The sequence below is a fragment of the Pedobacter sp. genome, from assembly GCF_045627485.1.
Taxonomy (GTDB): Bacteria; Bacteroidota; Bacteroidia; order Sphingobacteriales; family Sphingobacteriaceae; genus Pedobacter.
Map to the genome: position 1 here is coordinate 1 of NZ_JAZQNU010000123.1, position 16,843 is coordinate 16,843.

Sequence of the window (16,843 nt, forward strand, 5' to 3'; positions counted from 1 at the left end):
ATATACCTTAAATTTTCAGGGTTGGTCAGCCATAGGTAGGTTATTGAAACGGCGCAAGGATCAAGGTGGCTCAAAGCATGGGTTGCTTGCAGCAAAGTATATACCTTCTATATACCTTAAGGACGGTAGCCGATTTCAGCCATGGTGCGCTCACTGATGCGGCTTAACCGGTTGAACCAGTATCCAGATCAGATCCTGTCTATCTTATAACATGACAATGCTTAAGCTGGTTCTGTGCAACTATACAGGCTATACCAAGGTATATACTTTCTATATACCTTAATCTTTCAGGACTGATCAGGCATTGGTAGGTTATTGAAACGGCGCAAGGATTAAGGTGGCTTAAAGCATGGGTTGCTTGCAGCAAAGTATATACCTTCTATATACCTTAAATTTTCAGGGTTGGTCAGCCATAGGTAGGTTATTGAAACGGCGCAAGGATCAAGGTGGCTCAAAGCATAGGTTGCTTGCAGTAAAGTATATACTTTCTATATACCTGAATACTTGGATAGAATGTTAAGCGACTCGTCTTTCCAGTCGCTTTTTTCAAAGTATATATCTTGTATATACTTTTTAAGAGCTTGTGACTGCTTTCAGCAGGTTTGTCCAAAAGCAGGCGTATTAATAAGTTTTTCCTTCGCTTCCAAAGCGTCAAGGATTTTGCCTAATTCTTTCATATCTTCATACGCTACCCGAATTTCTCGGAACTCCGTCACAAGGTTATCAACCATTGTTTTTGGTAAAGAAATGCTTCCGTATTCTACTTTGGGTGCATCCAAGGTAATTCCTTTCGCAACTATCTGTTCTAGAATGCGGTAATTACTATAATCCACAGTTGCAAGGCCATGAAGCTTATAAATGCTTTTTACTGCCTCAAGAGGTACTAGGTACCATTCTTTTGTGATTGCAGGGCAAGCAGGGTGGGGGCTTTTAATAAGTTTTTTTAGCCTGCTAATCATAAAAAATTTCCTTTATTTATGTGGTTGTTGTTGGCCGTCATTTTATCATGAAACAAAGACCGGTAAATAATGTTAAAAAATAAACCTGTTCTGCTAAGACCGGTGCCTAACTTCAAGTAAAATATCGCTCAGCGAGTAGTTTGAATTTTGTGCCTGCACAGTACAGATCCGGCCCTGATACCTGAATAAGATCGGCTCTGATAAGCTGCTCCAGATTAGAATCGACACGACAGTCACATGAGAGCTGCTGGCTTTCAAATTGGTTGTGATCATGTATTAGCAGCACATCCGCATTACTCAGATTGACTCTGTAACTCATCTTGCAGATATAGACCAGACTGAGCGCCAGTTCAAATCTAGCTTTCTTGATTTTGTTTTGAATAAATGTCAGATAGCCTAGCTTGTCTGGATTGTTTTTGTATTGCGCCTGAACAATGGATTCTAGGCCCTGCATAGCCTTTAAGCCCTCTATTGGATGGAAGTCCAAACAGAAATCATCTTTTAGGCCATTTTGATGCAGAGTGTAGCTTGCCTGTAGGTAAGCAGACAGATAATCACTCCTCAACCTGTGATTCAGATTATTTTCTTTCTGTAGCTGCTGATTGGTGCTGCTGAGCTGCATATTTTTTTGGCTGAGCCGATTATATTCGCGCTGAATCTGCAGCATATCGTTAAATTCGTTGAAACGGGTAATCATGCGGATAAGCAGGCTCTGTTCTTTGAGTTCATTGTGCTGCTCAAAGCAATATTGCTCGAATTTTTCATCACGCGCTGTCTGCGCCAATTTCGTGCCTTCTAAGGCCCCGCAAATCACCTGTATTCTTTTTTGATCAGTAACCCAGAGCAAACCATAACCCTCCGGCAGATCGACAGGCTGAAGCAATTCTTGAGGGCACATATAATACCGCCATCGACCCATACCGGTGTTATGGTCAAGCCGATGACCTTTTTTGCGATCCCTTAAGAAGTCAGCGCGACTGACTTTAACTTCGATTACGACAGAGCCTTGGTGAGGGGTGCTGTGCCTGAAACCGATGACATCTGCATTTTCGCCTCTGCTGCATCCTTCAGTGAAAGCCACATGGCAGCCATGCCCGTTTTGGGAAAAGCTGCGTTTTAGCCATTTTTCAGCAAGGCTGGACAATTCGGAATGGGTGAGGCTTGATTTTTTCATAAGGTCATTTTGAATATTCTTGTTTTAAGTAATTATAACAATAATCAACTAAAAGACTTTAAAAACAAGAATTTTAATAGAATATTTGTCTTCGCTGGTATGTGTAAAATATATACCTTGCGGCCAACAAAGTATATACTTTCTATATACCTTAAGGATGGTGGCTGATTTCATCCATGGTGCGATTACTGCTGCGGCTTGATCAATTGAACTGGTATCCAGATTAAGATCCTGTTTCTCATATAGGATGACAATACTTAAGCTGATTCTGTGCAAATGTACCGGCCGCACTAAGGTATATACTTTCTATATACCTTAAGCTTTTTGGGCTGATCAGCCATAGGTAGTTATCGAGATGATGCGATGCTTGATTTGGCACAATTTGTTAGGCTACTTGCAACAAAGTATATACCTTGTATATATCTTAGAACTAGGAGAATATATTCTTTACTCTCCATAGGCTGCAAAATCAATCACGAAACAGGTGCTAAAAAAAATCTCCCAAAAATGGGAAATTCTTACTTAACAGGTGATCTGGTATCTCTAGGGTTACACTGGTTCAAAAAAGTTCACCGTTGTATTTCTTCCATGAGATTCATGTGTTCTTTGATGGCTGCAATCAGATTGCCTTTAAATGCCCCAGAGTGGTTATGTGCATCGAAGCCATACTCATTATATAAATCCCACATTGAAGCGTGAATAACTTTTATTTTCTTTAAATTGTCGAGCATCTTCACGATAAAGTGGTGTTTAGTCTCATCATCCATTGCTAAGAATTCAAACAGAAGTTTTTCATCTTGTTCTTTGCGTTGAGCTTCTTCAAGTTCTTGATCTTTTTGTTTCTGCTTTTCTTGATTCTGCTTCTTGAGTTTTTCCTCATTTTCTCTTTGTTTTAAGATGCCTTCTTCTAATTGCGTTAAGCCCCAGCGCTCACTGATAGCTTTGTGATAAATGGCACCGATCTTAGCTTCTTTGCCTTTCGATTTTAAGTCATTAATATAAGCGTTTGCCCTAGCAATACTTTCGTAGATCTCTTTACTTTCAAATTGGTCTAAATACTTACGCTGATCAGGAACAGGTATATTGATTAAGGTATCTTTGAATGCTGAATCATCCAGTGTAAGGGGCAAATTCAGAAGGTTTTGTCGAGCATATTTAACTTTAAAATGCAGCCCGACTACGCTTCTTCCTTTTTTTTCAAATTCCACATCAATCTCGATGTCACAAAGCTCGCTTTTATTGAGTTCAGCAACGGGCTTTTTAATAACCCATCGGTTAAGTTCTTTAAATTCCTTATACTCGGTTTCCTCAATACCCATATATTCTCTGTATTTCTCAAGAGTAAAGTTGGGGGTGCGGCCGATACCAATATAATCTCGGCATAACTTGTAGATGATTGCTTCGTATTTGCCTGAGAAACTGTTAAAGATATTCCAATTCAATAAAAGGAACATTTGCTGATTCTGTTGTTTATTTCTGACGATATTTTCTATTACAGAGGGTAATCGGAAGCCAACCCTTTTACTAAGAACTTTATATTCACTGATAAAACCCATGAAGTGCTCAGCAGGCAAGCCGTCCTTTTCGAGATAATTGACGACAATGGGGGCAACCCTCAAGCCCTCTAGATCGTTTTTCAATTCCGAGCGAACGACTTCGTAACCAATGAAATCAGAAATCTCTTTAATGGACTGATAAAAAAATCCATTACTATCCGGTTCAATTCCGTTCTCAAGCTGTTCACCAAAAGATTTAATAATTAGGTGCCAAAATTTGTACTGGCGAATAGTGATATTGTGCTTGATGTGAACGAACGATTGATCCGTTTTTACAATATTCAAATCCGTGGAATTTGTGATACTGAATACAGGAAAATCATCCACTTCTTCTTTTTTCATTGATTTTATCTTTTTCAAATAAAAAGCATTTATACATAAAAAAAGTGTAGGTGTCAAAAATGATTTCCTACACTTATGATTAAGAAATAATCAAAAACCTAGAATCCCTACACCTCAAGCCCTATAGAGATCTCATTTGGACTATTAAAGGGGGTGGATTTCTACACCTAAGAGCTTAATTCCTAGAATCTCTACACCTATAAGCCTTATATGGACTACTGTTGAAGCTTAAAGGGGGTGAATTTCTACACCTGTAAACATACGGATTCATAAAATAAGAGTGATATTCTCCAGTAAACTGCAGTCAAGGTATATTTGGTGCTCTAAAGAGGGGGTCTACACCTATAAACTAGACCTATTTCCCAGAATCTCTACACCTATAAGCCTTATACAGGCTGATATTTAGGGTTAAAGGGGGGTGAATCTCTCCACCTTTGAATATTAAATAGCCTTGAATCCTAGAATTCCTACACCTCAAGCCTTATAGAGATCTCATTTGGACGTTTAGAGGGGGTGAATTTCTACACCTTTAAAATCTAGTCTTAACGTACAAGTCTGTGATGTCGGTGAATCCCTCCACCTTTGAATATTAAATAGCCTTGAACCCTAGAATTCCTACACCTCAAGCCTTATAGAGATCTCATTTGGACGTTCAGAGGGGGTGAATTTCTACACCTTTAAAATCTAGTCTTAACGTACAAGTCTGTGATGTCGGTGAATCCCTACACTTATGATTAGGAAACGACCAAAAACCTAGAATCCCTACACCTATAAGCTATATATAGATTGATGTTTGGGATTAAAAGGGGGTGAATCTCTACACCTTTGGGTATTAAATAATTATGAATCCTAGAATCTCTACACCTCAAGGCCTTTAAGGATCTCTTTTGAACTATTGGAAGGGGGTGAATTTCTACACCTTTAAGCCAGAAAACAGTTTAAGGAGGGTGAATTTCTACACCTTAAGCCCGTTATATGCTCTGGTTTAAGCTCTAAAAAAATAATTATTGCCCTTGCAGGTAAGGGGAGTGAATCTCTCCACCTTTGGGAGGTGGATTTCTACACCTTAAGTCGTTATTCGTAATGGTTAGTCCCTGAAAATGACTTATAACGCTCAATTAAAAGAGGGAGTGAATTTCTACACCTTTAAGGGGGTGAATTTCTACACCTTAAGACAGGATTTCTTTCTAGCTATACAAAAATAACCCTATTTAACATACTATTTTTATGAGTTATCCACAGGAGGGGGTGAATCTCTACACTTATAGGGGGTGGATTTCTACACCTAAAAACCTTGAAAGCCTTGTGGGTAAAGGAATACAGGACGGCCTAAATAAACAAATTTACTTACTACTTTTTTAAGAAAATAAGTAGTGAATTTAAATTTAAAAAATAGAATTAACTTACTATTAAAAAAGCGAACAGACACCAAGAATCAAATTATAAATATGCTCTAAATGCGCTTGGTTTGCGTTTTAAGGGGGCTAAAAAAGTTTTTCCAAGCAACCACACATGGTTTTAGTAAAAATTGAAATACGAGGAAATTAGACAACAAATCAAGAAAAAAAGAGTGAATGTTTAAAACCAGAAAATAAATTCAAATTCTAAGAGTTATCCACAGCTCAACAGTGCTAAAAAATCCGCTTACCAATACATCTGGTGATTGGTTAAAATATATCAAAAAAATTATTTCCCGAACAGGAATACTTTGAACGCTATTGGACTTGACTACAGCTTCATTCAAGTCCAATACCTGTGATCACTTTTCATCGATTGATATCTGAATATGCTCCGACTGGACTGGCATATTCAGATCCTTTGTGAAAGCTGGTTGAGTGGCATCTGTTCCTTAAAATGTAGTCAAACATGGTCAAGGACTAATTCGCACTCTGTTAATGTCTTGTTGCCAAGCGTGTAACTAGAGCCTGAGTCGGTCAGTTCCGACTTATAGCGGTCAGTCCGTTCTTGCAATATGCGCTTTACAGTCTTGTAAGGCGTATAACGACTTATCTCATTGTCGTTTAATCTTGCAAGCACGTTTCTCGCAGCATTCCAATCAGCTTGCACAACTTCCTCATTAAAACGATGAAAGCGATCTCCCTTGCGTGTGCCTATTAAAAGCCCACGTAAGAAAGAATCACTTTGCGAAGTGTATGCAGAATTGACTAGATGCACCGTAGAACCTCTACGGTGAGATATACCTGTTAGGGCATCAGCTAATAAGCCTTTAACCCATGTATTTAAGCGTCTATTGGTGTTTTTACCATAGTTCCGCTTACTTTGAATTGGTGATGTTAAATCCTCAGCCACAATAACCTTAGCCTTATCAACTAATCGGTGGGTAGCTGTAAAGATCAATGTCTTGAGCTTTGCTTTCTGAGCATCTTGCCTTTTATCTAGCTTCTTGCGACCTAGATTATTTAACTCAATTTTCTGTTTCTTGTGTGGTTTAGATTTGGCAATCGCTCTGAGCTTGTTTCTGTGCTTGTACTTTTGATTTAAATAATCTGATTCACTTGAGATCAGCTTGCCTAGACCACTCCCATATACATCGCCATCAGAGTCCACAAAAGCTTCTGAGTACCCTTTATCAACGCCTACGGTTGCTGTGCCACAATCTTGTGTTTCAACTGCATCATAGGTTGAATGAACTTCAATATTGCCATTTTTTAGAATAATTCTTAATGTGCCTTGCGGTGCAAAATCAACAGTCGTATTTAATGGGATTTTAATGGTTTGTCGAGGGATTAGGCTTGGTACTTTAAGCCAACATTGACCATTTAACTCAAAGGTTTTACACATATCCGCACGAACAATAATCTGATTATACGTGTGATTTACGCCATGCCTAAAGTGTTTACGCATTTGACGATGGAGGAAATTATCAGTAGCCCACTCGTCTTTTTTAAGCAACGTGTATAGTCTTTTTAATTCCTTATCGCATGTCGTTCTTTTTCGGATTGCTTGTTTTACCTTTTCTTTTGATGCTTCTCGATAGGCTTTAATATCACCTATGCAATCACGTAGCGTTTCTTTCCACGCATTTGCAGAAACACCAAAGTCACGACCTTCTTTCATCCACGCATCACGAATAGTCCTATCGCTGACATTCAGACCTGAAATAGAACCATATTTAGCCCACACCTCACTACGAACACGACCAAGTAAAACAGCTTGTTTCTCAAGCTGTTTGTACTTTTGCACATTCAAGTTTTTACAGTGGTGGATGCGGGTTAGTTTCAAAAGAAGCAAAACCTTGTGTTAAAATATTTAATAAAAACATATATATATTGTATATGTTTGGTGTCTTTTGTCTATATTTTTAATGATAGTAATCTACTCTGCGTATAGGGATTTTAATTGCTTGGCGATACTGCTGCCGAGTTGGGCGGGATAAGAATCGCTGTGGTTGAGATATGTGACAATGTTGTGCTCATTGGATATCACTGTAATTATGCCATTGGTGCTCATGAGGACTGACCTGTTTTTATAATGGGTTGATAAGGAGATTATAAAGAAAAAACCTCTGTTTATTTTTTTTGCAAATCAGTATGAGTTATAGAAGTTCGCATAAAAGGTATATACTTTATATATACTTAAAAGAGGGGATTTGCGTAGTTCAAAATTTTTTAGATCCACCGCATTTAAGCGGCTTTTTCAGCAGCATGCGTGGCTCGGATATCTGGCATAGGTATATACTTTATATATACTTTTATTGGGTGTATGATTGCTTGATTCATCCCAAGATGAAGTATAATAAACAAAAAAATAAATAAAGGATGATGCTATGAGCGTCTATACAAAAATAATTGTGAGTCCTAGAAATGGGGCTGAGGCACTTGATTTTTATGACCTGTGGGAGCGATTTCGTCAGGGTGCGAAGCAATATGGGGCATATAGCCACTTGAATCTGTTGGACAGGAAAGTGGTGGTATCTGCGTTTAATGTTGAGTTTTCAGCTCATGCGATGAGCGGTTATTATTCGTTACTGGTGCCCAATCCCAAACTTGAGAAAATGGTAAATCGCAATATCTTTATTTATTTTGGGAAAAATACACCTCGCGATGGTATTGCGACAGATCGCGATGGCAAAACCTTTGAGCTGAGTTTGTTTTGTGAGGAGGTTGCTCAAGGTTTGTTTTTAGAGCTTGCTACCATGTATGTGCCGAAGTATAACGTCTGGTATCAAAAGAATGACGCGCTAGAAGATGCGCTCCAATTGGATCAGGAAATACTTGATCAGCTTATCAAGCAGCATAATGATAGGGTGCTGAATTTAGCCACCACCACCACCATTGGATAACGGAACTAATAACCTGCCGCTTGAGGGTAGGGAGTGGAGGTAAGCTCATAAGTGTCCAGCCAGAATACAATATCTTTACGGGTATCTGAGATTTCTTCCGGTTCTGGTGAAATCAACCCATACATTTTTTCAAGATTAACTTTTTTCACCTCGGGTTTGCTGTGGGTGATTTTCTTCCAGTAACACTGGATGGCTTCAAGTGTCTGGATGCCGTTGGCATCAAAAAACAGGTTGCTGGACAGGCAGCCGGCTGCGCTGTGAATGATATTGTGATCATGCAGAAAAACAACCACATCTAGATCGGCACATTCTTCCAGCAGGGTAATAGTCCACAAATGGCAGTCGCCATGAGCATACTGCAAGATCAGGTCACATTGTTCATCACTGAGCCGGATCTGCGGTGTTTTCAGCAAAGCATAGGGAAAGGGGTGGAGTGTGCCGCATAACATTGCACCGCAAACCTCGCGAAGGTTCATTTTCATTTTTTTATATTCATGAGCTTTCCTCTATTTTAAAGTAGAGCTACAGGGAAAATGCTGGCAGAAAAAAAAGAAGCGACATGGAATGCCGCTTAGGATTTGATTGGGAAGCCTGACTGGTATTTCAGTTCATGTAGCAAGGTTGGCAGGAGTTGTTGAAGTTCTCAATCAGATTGCGCATGCTGAGCAGTTCTGCTGAACGTAGGGTTTCAAGGACGGCGTATTCAAAGTTACCTTGGTTGGTTTTCTGTGCGCCAGATTGGGGTGTGAGCAGGGTTTCAACGATAAAGACGTTAGTTTCACGTTCTACTTTAACCTGAAGATCCAGATGCATTACGCCTGCATGATTTTGTGCAGACAGAAGAATCCGGTGTCTGCGTCCTTGGATTAGCGTGACGCTGCCTTTGTTGAGCTTATGCCATAAAAAGGCAAGGACTTCGGTAGTGCTGGTGCCTACCAGTACCACTTTGTTGTGATAAGCGTTTTTTCGTTCAATATGCAGGCCTGCATCAGCAGGGTGGTAGCTGTGTTTGAGATCGTTAAAAGGTACCAGCATTTTACTTAGGGATATCGCGTGATTTTCTTTCATTGTTCTTTCCTTTTTATTGTGCCTGCTTTAGCTCTGGGTCGGAATTTGACGGTCTAAAGTAAGCTTTAATTATTTATTTGGCTTATGGTTATTATACCATTGGAAAAAATCAAAAAAATAAATGCAAAAGGAAAGGCTTGATTATTTTCAATGAGCTTTATTATTAAAGTTCTTTTCTAGGCAGCTTGCGTTTATAAGCAATCGAGTTATTTATTTTCTATTAGCGGTACAGGTGAAAAACCTGCTCGTTATTTTCTCTGAAATCATCAGCCCAAGTTACCGTTGTTTTAAAATAGCCTTTGGAGAGGGGATTGGTCTGTAATTTCAATGAGGCATCCGGCATATAGTTAATTTGAGCTTTTTCAATTTCCGCTCTAACCAGTATCGGCTGCTGATCATGGGATTCGATGGTTATCCTGACGTTTCTGGCAATGCTCTTGCCTTCATTTTTGATCAATACCAGATTTTTATCTAGGCTGACCATCATGAACATATTGGCTTGAGAGCGTTCGTCTTTATTTTTCATATTGCTAAGCTCAACTTTTTTTTAATTTATAACACAACTAAATTCCATTAAGATTAATAGGGGTTTAAAGTTAGTTTTTCTCTGTATTAAAATACTTAAGATATATTAATGTTATAATAAATAAAACAAGATAAGGATAAGACCATGATTTTTACCCAGCCCTTTGATATGCCCAGCCTTTTAAATAATGATCAGCTTGATGCTATCAATATATTTGCCTACTTATGCAGTCACACCCGAGAGCAGGTGCTCAATGGTGAGGGCTGTAATCTGAATGAATTCTGTGTACTGATAGAGGTGATTGAACTGGCCCTGTTTCTGAATTTCGAGCATGAAGCCGGTGTCAATGATGATGACTTGCGGGAAAAGCTTGCGCTTACCCATGTAGCCCTGACGGATGCCTTGGAGCAGGAGGAGGGAGTTACTTGTGAAATATTGCTGATATATCTGCTGTTGGCGCGTTATGAAGCCACCTTTATTGATACGGGGATATTTGGTCTGGACGAATATAAAAAACTTAAACTTGTCATGAGTGAAGCTGATGCTCAATCCTGTTGATCAGACCAACCCTATTGTTATTCCCACAGAGATCCTGTTTGATCTCTGTGAGGCGGCAACCCAGCAGAATAAATTCTGTGAACGCTCATTTGAGGCCCTGCATCGTATTCATGCACTGTGGAAAGCAGGACAGACTCTGCACCCTATTGTGGTTATGCAGCCTTCAATTATATTGCAGCAGGAATTATTGGAATCGCTCTTGGCGAGCTATCAAAAAAAGGAAATGGATCTAGGAGCCTTGGACTTCCTTGCTCAGACCTTAAGCAATTTGCCCAGAATGGTGATTTTACCGATAGAGCTGGATGAGGCTTTGATAGAGGCTCATTTAAGCGGCAAGGTATTTCAGGCCTATGTCGGATCGACCAGACCGGCAACGGCGGAATTCAGGCGAGCCTACGGTGATGTGATTCTGGCTGTTAAAAAGCTGATGACGCTGAAACCTTAAGCTTCATACTTGTTCATCAGTTCGCGTTCAGTAATATTAAAATGAGTCAGGATCTTGATCTTGGCTTCCCGAAAATCCATCCGGCCCTCAAGAATGAGCTTGTTCAGATAATTTGAGGCCAGTTCTGCATCTTTACGCTGGCTGGGTTTGATGACATTCCTAGCCATATCATTCAAGATCTCTCTTTTTGTCAATCTTTTAACTGTCACGTTCTTACCGGTTTTAATAATTATTATTGTTTTATATGAAATACTATTTTTAGATTTAAAAAATCCAAAAGTATAAAACGGCCGAAAAAATGCATTTATTTTTTACAGATGGCGGCAGGCAGGTAGGAACGGGAAACAGGGCTTTACTATTAAAATAAATAAATAACAGCTTTATTCTGGCTAATTTCCTATTTAAATAACAAAGTATCGGTTTGGCCCTGCCGGTGTATTTGTACCCAAAAAACAGAAAAAGGCCGCCAGTTTAAAAATTTACTGTTAAAATAAAGCTATTGAAAAAAGGATCATGATGAAAATTAAAAATCGGAAGTTTGCCGTGTTCTAAGTATTTTTACTTAGGAACCGGAAATGAAGAAGTTAAAAAACCAGTATCGCCAAAAGGCTCTCGTAACTTTTTGGGGAATTTCTGTGATGCGCTACCTGCGCTTGCGTAATCACTGTATTCGCAAGTTCAGCACCAAGCAGGAAAAGGCATGCTATTTTCAGCATAAGATTGAACTGCGTGAGTATCCGGTCAAGCTACGCAAGGCGAGAGGTCGAGCACTGGCGCATGTGAATGATGATTTTCCTAGCTATTCTTATAAGCTTGAAAAGAGCTGGAAGCACAATAGCCGCAGAAAAAATCAGTGGTATAGAGAAAAAAAAGAGCCTCAATAGAGCAAGCCCCTCCGAAAAACAGTTGATTTTTTTGAGGGGTTTAATCGTATAGGGGGAATTTAATGTTTTAAAAATACTACAAATGTAGTATTATGCTTAATAAGACAGCAAATTGTTGCGGTCTATTGCTACTAGGTAGATTAGAAAATGATTAAAGATAAAACAGTGATTGAAACTATTGGTACGGCATTGTTTGGTGATTCTTGGATGAGCCAAATTGCAAAAAATCTAAATGGTTTGGATGGAAATGCCATAACTAGACAGGCTGTTCAAAATTGGCATAGATCAGATCGTGTGCCTTTATGGGCTAAAGACCAACTAAGTAAATTGGCAAAAAAAAGACTAAATGACCTAATTGATCTTAATAACTTATTCGACAATTATGAATCGGTTGTCAATTCGGCTATCGAGCATTTTCTATGGTGGAATCAATCAAAGTTAGATGTAAGCAGCGTTATTTACTGCAAATTAACCTTTGAAACTAATGATCTAGGATTTGACACACACCAAGCAATCATCACCTTAGATCAGCCTGATTGCCTACAGGACTGGCATACACTTAAATTTGAAGAAAAATATTTCATTCGTGACATGATTAACATTCGTGATGAACTAAAGAAAAAATTATCTCAAAGTTTTGCGGTATCTAAATAATAAAAAAGCCTTCAATTATGAAGGCTTTTTTATATCCTAATGCAATCTTTTCAACCGATTTTCAGAGGGGCTTGTCAATAGAGGCTTTTTTTCTGCGCTTTAATCATCAGGGCATCGATCCAATCTTTTGATTGATTTCTTCCTCTGCCAGTGCTTCTACCTGATGCATGGCACTGGTGAGTGGCTTTAACTTTCGGCTAACTATAAAGTAGATCAAGGTAGCCGCGATCGAAAACAGGATAGAGATCCCGATTGCGAGATTATTAATACTTTGAGTATTGATGATCACAGCAGCATCTGTATATTTTTGCAAGGTAGCGGGATGGCTGATAAATACCTCATGCAGCGCCACCATTGAGGTTTTGTATTTAATTAGCAATCCTATCACTGCATTGATCGCCAGCATCCAGAATCCAATGAGCAGGGATTGTTTGAAGCCTATTTTCCCCCCGTTTTTTATCTTTTCTATATATGGAATGCCGTACTTTTTAAAAAGTATGAATACCACAGGCATGCACATGATCTCGATGTAGTAGCCATTAAAGAAGTTATAAAATAAATTCGAGCGGATGATGGAGCCGAGCCAGCTTTCCGCAGAGATGGAGAGTTCCATATTAATCAGGGAGAAGGCCACCAGCACCAGCACGACATAGCAACTGATTTTGCTCAGACTGTGCAGCAGCTCCAAATTCCGGTTGAGCTGGCGCACCCTTTGCAGGATTTCAGCAAAAAGTTCCTTGGGTTGCAGGCTGTAATCTTCGATTGCCTCAAAGCTGGTCACAGCGTTATTGATGTGAAAGGATTTGAAGTTACGCACATCCTTAAGCAGTTCAAGATGTTGTTTTGCGAATTCGATTTGCTGTTCCATGTTTTGCAGCTTGAGTAGATTGATCGCAATGATCTGCTCAAGCTTGTGATGTTCTACCGTGTCCTGAATTTCATTCTGATAGGCTTGCAGCAGGCTTAATGCGGTTTTAAAACTATTATGGGTGATCACTGCATTTTTTAGGGCGTGTTCCAGCATTTCATAAAATGAGAAAATTTTGGAGCGGATTTTCTGCTTGTTCACCTTGATGCTTAGCAGGGCAATCCGTCTTTGCAGCGAATCTTTATTGTTGGCACTGTTTAAGTCGGCTTGAATCTCTTTCAGGTAGAGATTGCTGTCCACAATAATATTCTGAATATTTTTCAGTGAAGGGGAGGTATCTGAGAGTATATCGATACAGACCTGAATATCTGCTCTAATCATGATTATCGCCTTTAATTATTTTAACTGGCCGGTAAGCTTTGTTGGGTGAGTAGCATGGCATCCAGATAATCTGCTTTACTGTTGATTCCCAAGCCACTTAAGCTTTGCATTTTATTCAGGCTGGTTTTGAACTTCGGGTCAAGGCTGGCGGGATCAATATCTAGCGCCATCAGGTGTTGCATGACCGGCATAAAATCTTCAGCTGGTACGTCCACCATCCAGTAGCTTAGCTCGTCTGTTGCGCTGTGCGGTGGGTCGGCCACCAGTGCATGAAGCTGCTTGATGATCTGCTGGTGATCGGAGTGGTGGTCGTGCTGCTGCAGGCACTCAAGTAAGATCGGATAATTCAGTGCATTAAGAATAAAAGTCGGCAGGCTGATATGACGCTCAATCCAGTCTTTTCCGACCGTCTTGGCGGTGAAGTGGGTATTGTGATACTGATTGGTGCTAAAGGCGATATGGCTCAATTCTGCACTTAAGTCGAATTTAAATGGCTGAGTATGCTTATTCATATTAGTTTTGCTTTATTTTGATATATTTTAATCATATCAAATAAATATCCAAAACACATTAAAAAACAAAACAGAAAATATAGAAGGAAGCTCGTAGCTTGATGAGTTGCAGGCTGAGAATCAGCAGCTCTTTTTCCTCGGGCAGAAACAGGATTTTTCGGGGCGGTATTTTATGTTTTTCACAAAAACAGAAATTGATCAGCTCTCTGAGATTCAGGTAATAGTCTTCGGGGCTACGGCGTGACAGTTCGAGAAGCAGCTTGGAAATATTTCTATTATTCAGGACGGCAATAAAGCAAAGCTGCGCAAGGATCTCGCGCTGGACTTCGCTCATTTCATGTCTGCATTCCTGAAATTCTTCAATAAAAAGGTGAATGCTGTTATCTTGATTGAGATCGATGTACTCAATATTCTCCATATCTGTCCTTTTTTGCCAGTTTTTATTATTTTTTGGCTATGAACAGTATATCGGGATTTTGTGGTTCTACGGGAGAAGTGCCGGAATTTCGCTTATTTCGTTGAGGGCAATATCTGCTGATGGGTGGAGGCTTCCCTGCCTCTTGCGGATGTTGTTTGCGTAAAACCGGAGAAGCCGGTCGCAGCAAAAATAACATCAGCCAATAAGATCCTGATCAACCCGATCATCTCTCTCTGTAGGCATCCATACCCAGCGCAAAGCAGTATAACAAAAGAAACCGTATTTGTTGGCAGAAGATTTAGCTCATTGTGTATTGACATACTCCCACCACTTTCACGATGTTCAAGTAGGGGATTCTAAAAGCAAAAGCTCTTAGGCGACTTCCTCACGGATTTCACTTGCTTTCTGCTTCGCAGGGCGACCTTTACTGCATCTTCCCTCCACAGACAAAACGGTATGTCCTACCGCTAAAATGTTGCGAGAAGCGTTTATATCCGCATTCTCGCTAAAGCCACACTCAACACAGCTAAAGTTTGCCTGAGTGAGCCTGTTTTCTTTTGCAACATGACCACACGAACTACAAGTCTGACTTGTGTATTTGGGGTCAACTTTAACGAGTAAACCACCTCGCCATTGCTGTTTGTACTCCAACATATCAACAAGCATTGACCAACCTTGATCTAGGATTGATTTGTTTAAGCCTGATTTGGCTTTAACATTCTTTCCTTTTTTCTCAATTGAGCCTTTTGCAGACTTCGACATATTGGTTACTTTTAAGTCCTCAACTACGATCATTGCGTGGTTTTTGCTGAGAGTTGTTGTGACTTTATGCAAGTAGTCATGTCGAATATTGGCAATATGGTGATGCAACTTGTTAATTTTTAGATTAAGTTTTTTCCAATTTTGGCTAAACTTAGTTTTCTTTCTTAACTTGCGTTGAAGTCTAGCTAACTTTACCTGATTGGCTTTAAAGCTATTGATCGGGTCGAATACCTGACCAATTGACGTTGTGACTAATTTATTGATACCAAGATCAACACCAATAGCTGATTTCGATGGGTGTATCGGTGCTTCTATTGTGCTTTCAACACCAAAAGCGATATACCATTGACCGACATGCTTTGAGATTGTGACGTTCTTAATCTCGCCTAAAATATCTTGTGATTTTCTAAATTTCACAATACCAATATCATTGGGTAATTTAACTTGGTTGCCTTTAACCCAACAATACCTATTAAATTGAACAATGCGAATTGAATCATACCCATCGGATTTCTTTTTAAATCGTGGCATCAATGATCTAAGTTGAATTTCACTACCATCGGGTAATTTAAAGAATTTTGGTTTTTTAGCTTTAAAGGGTTTTTGCTTTAACTTAGCTTGCTCTTTCGGGTCAAAGAACTTCCCCCAAGCATCACCAAGATCACGAACTTTTTGTTGAAGTGAAACACCATTTGAACTGTTTTCTAGAAAAGCACACTCAGGTTTTTTGCGTAATTCAGGAATTTTATTAACCAAATTAACTTTGTTGATTCGCTCATTATTAGCAAGCATCTCGAACGAAACAGCTAAAATTTGATTCCAAACAAAACGTGCAGAGCCAAGCAACTTGTTCAAAACAAGTTCTTGCTCCGCATTAGGCTCAAGCCTAAATTTGTACGCTTTGTTGATTTTCATAAATGAGTGTGTATGTGTTAATATATATAAATACTATCATTAAATGAACAATCACACAATGACTGAAATCTATAAAAACCGCCATTCAGCCTTTAACTTACACGTACACTTAGTATTTATTACAAAGTACAGAAAGAAAATTCTAAATGATCTACATCATAAGTATTTCAGTGAGTGTGTATCTGAGATTTGCAAAGAATTTGATGCAGAACTAAAAGAATGTAATGGTGAGGCTGACCATGTTCACATGCTTATTCAGTACCCACCAACTGTTCAGCTTAGTAAGTTGGTGAATAATTTAAAATCGGTAACAAGCAGAAGAATGAGGAATGAGTTTTTAGATTTACGTGGTAGCTATGCAAAACCTGTTTTGTGGTCACGCTCATATTTTGCAGGGTCGTGTGGTGGTGCGCCCTTAGATATTATTAAGAAATACATTCAAAACCAACAAGGTTAAAATCTGTGAAATTCACCTCCACCCTGACTGTCGGGTGGAGTCCTCTTTCACTTAAAGATAG

At 39.3% G+C, this 16,843-nt stretch carries 18 protein-coding genes; 6 read left to right on the plus strand and 12 right to left on the minus strand.

The genetic code is table 11. From position 1 onward, the window contains the following. Positions 1–593 precede the first annotated feature (593 nt). The 4 genes from ACR2F3_RS09375 to ACR2F3_RS09390 form a co-directional block, all read right to left on the minus strand. Positions 594–959 carry a hypothetical protein gene (locus ACR2F3_RS09375; protein WP_432709719.1) on the minus strand — a complete coding sequence of 122 codons (366 nt, stop codon included), beginning with the start codon at positions 957–959 and terminating at the stop codon, positions 594–596. A 112-nt stretch (positions 960–1,071) separates the two neighbouring features. Beyond that, the gene (locus tag ACR2F3_RS09380; RefSeq protein WP_432709720.1) at positions 1,072–2,133 is read right to left on the minus strand and encodes a hypothetical protein; all 1,062 of its coding nucleotides are present in this window, start codon (positions 2,131–2,133) and stop codon (positions 1,072–1,074) included. Between the two features lie 569 nt (positions 2,134–2,702). After that, complete coding sequence (locus ACR2F3_RS09385) at positions 2,703–4,031, minus strand: replication initiation protein (protein WP_432709721.1); 1,329 nt, start codon at positions 4,029–4,031, stop codon at positions 2,703–2,705. A 1,860-nt stretch (positions 4,032–5,891) separates the two neighbouring features. Then, a complete protein-coding gene (locus ACR2F3_RS09390; RefSeq protein WP_432709722.1) occupies positions 5,892–7,235 on the minus strand; it encodes a hypothetical protein in 1,344 nt (447 codons plus the stop codon). A 583-nt stretch (positions 7,236–7,818) separates the two neighbouring features. On the opposite strand from ACR2F3_RS09390, the gene ACR2F3_RS09395 reads away from it, so the two are divergent. Then, a complete protein-coding gene (locus ACR2F3_RS09395) occupies positions 7,819–8,334 on the plus strand; it encodes a hypothetical protein (RefSeq protein WP_432709723.1) in 516 nt (171 codons plus the stop codon). 5 nt (positions 8,335–8,339) lie between these two features. On the opposite strand, the gene ACR2F3_RS09400 is transcribed toward ACR2F3_RS09395, so the two are convergent. The 3 genes from ACR2F3_RS09400 to ACR2F3_RS09410 all read right to left on the minus strand — a co-directional run bounded on the left by ACR2F3_RS09400 (position 8,340) and on the right by ACR2F3_RS09410 (position 9,928). Next, positions 8,340–8,816, minus strand: coding sequence for a hypothetical protein (locus tag ACR2F3_RS09400; protein ID WP_432709724.1), 477 nt, complete (start codon positions 8,814–8,816; stop codon positions 8,340–8,342). A gap of 121 nt (positions 8,817–8,937) precedes the next feature. Further along, complete coding sequence (locus tag ACR2F3_RS09405; RefSeq protein WP_432709725.1) at positions 8,938–9,402, minus strand: hypothetical protein; 465 nt, start codon at positions 9,400–9,402, stop codon at positions 8,938–8,940. A 220-nt stretch (positions 9,403–9,622) separates the two neighbouring features. After that, a complete protein-coding gene (locus ACR2F3_RS09410; protein WP_432709726.1) occupies positions 9,623–9,928 on the minus strand; it encodes a hypothetical protein in 306 nt (101 codons plus the stop codon). Positions 9,929–10,072: 144 nt separating this feature from the next. On the opposite strand from ACR2F3_RS09410, the gene ACR2F3_RS09415 reads away from it, so the two are divergent. Both ACR2F3_RS09415 and ACR2F3_RS09420 read left to right on the plus strand, forming a co-directional pair. Next, positions 10,073–10,486, plus strand: a complete 414-nt coding sequence (locus tag ACR2F3_RS09415; protein WP_432709727.1) for a hypothetical protein — start codon at positions 10,073–10,075, stop codon at positions 10,484–10,486. Further along, entirely contained in the window at positions 10,461–10,931 is a 471-nt protein-coding gene (locus ACR2F3_RS09420; protein WP_432709728.1) for a hypothetical protein, read from the plus strand. The genes ACR2F3_RS09415 and ACR2F3_RS09420 overlap by 26 nt, the downstream gene beginning before the upstream one ends. Here the strand turns inward: ACR2F3_RS09420 and ACR2F3_RS09425 are convergent. After that, positions 10,928–11,140: a hypothetical protein gene (locus ACR2F3_RS09425; RefSeq protein ID WP_432709729.1), complete on the minus strand. Its 213-nt coding sequence runs from the start codon at positions 11,138–11,140 to the stop codon at positions 10,928–10,930. The genes ACR2F3_RS09420 and ACR2F3_RS09425 overlap by 4 nt on opposite strands. A 366-nt stretch (positions 11,141–11,506) precedes the next feature. Here ACR2F3_RS09425 and ACR2F3_RS09430 point away from each other — a divergent pair, with 366 nt between their 5' ends. Both ACR2F3_RS09430 and ACR2F3_RS09435 read left to right on the plus strand, forming a co-directional pair. After that, positions 11,507–11,815 carry a hypothetical protein gene (locus ACR2F3_RS09430; RefSeq protein ID WP_432709730.1) on the plus strand — a complete coding sequence of 103 codons (309 nt, stop codon included), beginning with the start codon at positions 11,507–11,509 and terminating at the stop codon, positions 11,813–11,815. Between the two features lie 147 nt (positions 11,816–11,962). Beyond that, positions 11,963–12,469 (plus strand): hypothetical protein, encoded by a 507-nt coding sequence (locus ACR2F3_RS09435; protein ID WP_432709731.1) that lies wholly within the window; start codon positions 11,963–11,965, stop codon positions 12,467–12,469. Between the two features lie 106 nt (positions 12,470–12,575). Here the strand turns inward: ACR2F3_RS09435 and ACR2F3_RS09440 are convergent, their stop codons facing one another. From ACR2F3_RS09440 to ACR2F3_RS09455, 4 genes are all read right to left on the minus strand, one after another. After that, positions 12,576–13,718: a hypothetical protein gene (locus ACR2F3_RS09440; protein ID WP_432709732.1), complete on the minus strand. Its 1,143-nt coding sequence runs from the start codon at positions 13,716–13,718 to the stop codon at positions 12,576–12,578. A gap of 20 nt (positions 13,719–13,738) precedes the next feature. Then, positions 13,739–14,230, minus strand: a complete 492-nt coding sequence (locus tag ACR2F3_RS09445) for a hypothetical protein (RefSeq protein ID WP_432709733.1) — start codon at positions 14,228–14,230, stop codon at positions 13,739–13,741. A 58-nt stretch (positions 14,231–14,288) separates the two neighbouring features. Continuing rightward, a complete protein-coding gene (locus ACR2F3_RS09450; protein WP_432709734.1) occupies positions 14,289–14,648 on the minus strand; it encodes a hypothetical protein in 360 nt (119 codons plus the stop codon). 372 nt (positions 14,649–15,020) lie between these two features. Then, entirely contained in the window at positions 15,021–16,325 is a 1,305-nt protein-coding gene (locus ACR2F3_RS09455; protein WP_432709735.1) for an RNA-guided endonuclease InsQ/TnpB family protein, read from the minus strand. Positions 16,326–16,368: 43 nt separating this feature from the next. Here ACR2F3_RS09455 and tnpA point away from each other — a divergent pair, with 43 nt between their 5' ends. Continuing rightward, the gene (gene tnpA, locus ACR2F3_RS09460; protein ID WP_432709736.1) at positions 16,369–16,782 is read left to right on the plus strand and encodes an IS200/IS605 family transposase; all 414 of its coding nucleotides are present in this window, start codon (positions 16,369–16,371) and stop codon (positions 16,780–16,782) included. Positions 16,783–16,843: the final 61 nt, after the last annotated feature.

What these genes read in the sequence shown, in the direction of transcription:
- ACR2F3_RS09375 (WP_432709719.1), bottom strand. Translation starts at nt 959, where the DNA reads ATGATTAGCAGGCTAAAAAAACTTATTAAAAGCCCCCACCCTGCTTGC.
- ACR2F3_RS09380 (WP_432709720.1), bottom strand. Translation starts at nt 2,133, where the DNA reads ATGAAAAAATCAAGCCTCACCCATTCCGAATTGTCCAGCCTTGCTGAA.
- ACR2F3_RS09385 (WP_432709721.1), bottom strand. Translation starts at nt 4,031, where the DNA reads ATGAAAAAAGAAGAAGTGGATGATTTTCCTGTATTCAGTATCACAAAT.
- ACR2F3_RS09395 (WP_432709723.1), top strand. Translation starts at nt 7,819, where the DNA reads ATGAGCGTCTATACAAAAATAATTGTGAGTCCTAGAAATGGGGCTGAG.
- ACR2F3_RS09400 (WP_432709724.1), bottom strand. Translation starts at nt 8,816, where the DNA reads ATGAAAATGAACCTTCGCGAGGTTTGCGGTGCAATGTTATGCGGCACA.
- ACR2F3_RS09405 (WP_432709725.1), bottom strand. Translation starts at nt 9,402, where the DNA reads ATGAAAGAAAATCACGCGATATCCCTAAGTAAAATGCTGGTACCTTTT.
- ACR2F3_RS09410 (WP_432709726.1), bottom strand. Translation starts at nt 9,928, where the DNA reads ATGAAAAATAAAGACGAACGCTCTCAAGCCAATATGTTCATGATGGTC.
- ACR2F3_RS09415 (WP_432709727.1), top strand. Translation starts at nt 10,073, where the DNA reads ATGATTTTTACCCAGCCCTTTGATATGCCCAGCCTTTTAAATAATGAT.
- ACR2F3_RS09430 (WP_432709730.1), top strand. Translation starts at nt 11,507, where the DNA reads ATGAAGAAGTTAAAAAACCAGTATCGCCAAAAGGCTCTCGTAACTTTT.
- ACR2F3_RS09435 (WP_432709731.1), top strand. Translation starts at nt 11,963, where the DNA reads ATGATTAAAGATAAAACAGTGATTGAAACTATTGGTACGGCATTGTTT.
- ACR2F3_RS09440 (WP_432709732.1), bottom strand. Translation starts at nt 13,718, where the DNA reads ATGATTAGAGCAGATATTCAGGTCTGTATCGATATACTCTCAGATACC.
- ACR2F3_RS09445 (WP_432709733.1), bottom strand. Translation starts at nt 14,230, where the DNA reads ATGAATAAGCATACTCAGCCATTTAAATTCGACTTAAGTGCAGAATTG.
- ACR2F3_RS09450 (WP_432709734.1), bottom strand. Translation starts at nt 14,648, where the DNA reads ATGGAGAATATTGAGTACATCGATCTCAATCAAGATAACAGCATTCAC.
- ACR2F3_RS09455 (WP_432709735.1), bottom strand. Translation starts at nt 16,325, where the DNA reads ATGAAAATCAACAAAGCGTACAAATTTAGGCTTGAGCCTAATGCGGAG.
- tnpA (WP_432709736.1), top strand. Translation starts at nt 16,369, where the DNA reads ATGAACAATCACACAATGACTGAAATCTATAAAAACCGCCATTCAGCC.